Here is a 663-nt window from a genome sequence, read left to right as displayed (position 1 = left end):
GGTCGCCGAAGCGGAGGGAGTCCCCCATGTCGCCCGTCAGGACTCCGGCGAGCCAGTCGAGGTATCGCACCCAGATCGGACGGTTCAGCCCGAGGGTCTGCCGGAGCGCATCGAGCCGATCCGGACTCGCCCGGTTGCCCAAGATCAGGAGTGCGACATCGCCGGGGCGCACGTTGACGATGCCGAAGGTGACGATCGACACGCCTAGAAGCGAGACGATCAGGAGCCCGACCCGCCGAGCCGCGTACCGGACGAACCCCGCGTCGATGGCCGATCTCATTCGTCAAGCCACGACTCGCTGAAGTTCACCTCGGTGTTGTTCGGCGCTAACACCGTATCGAGGCCACCGACGGAAGGTGTCGCCCCCATCGCGCCGTCACGGAACCACAGCATCGGCGACGGCACCTCCTCGTGGAGGACACGCTGCGCCTCGCGGTAGTACTCTACCTCTTCCTCCTCCGACGGGGCGCTCTCCGCGTTCTCGATGGCGGCGTCGAAGTCGTCGCTGGCGTACGCGAAGGAGTTGAACGACCCTTCCGAGTGGAACAGGCCGCGGTACATCTGTGCGGGCTCCCAACCCCCGAACCAGTTGACCATCGCCATCCGGTAGTCCATGTTCGCGGTGACCTGTGTGAGCCAGTCGCCCCACTGAAGCTCCTGGAT

Annotated in this window: 2 pseudogenes; both read right to left on the bottom strand. The window is 65.6% G+C overall.

The features are described from left to right. Nucleotides 1-280 (bottom strand): annotated as a pseudogene (locus tag EXE42_RS16330) (ABC transporter permease); the annotation flags it as partial. Next, nucleotides 277-663: pseudogene (locus EXE42_RS16325) on the bottom strand (ABC transporter substrate-binding protein); the annotation flags it as partial. The pseudogenes EXE42_RS16325 and EXE42_RS16330, both read right to left, overlap by 4 nt.

Origin of the sequence: Halorubrum sp. SP3, from assembly GCF_005435195.1 — an archaeon.
GTDB classification, from domain to species: domain Archaea; phylum Halobacteriota; class Halobacteria; order Halobacteriales; family Haloferacaceae; genus Halorubrum; species Halorubrum sodomense.
Note: the sequence above shows the minus strand (reverse complement) of the source record. Positions and strands in the feature narration are given on the sequence as shown.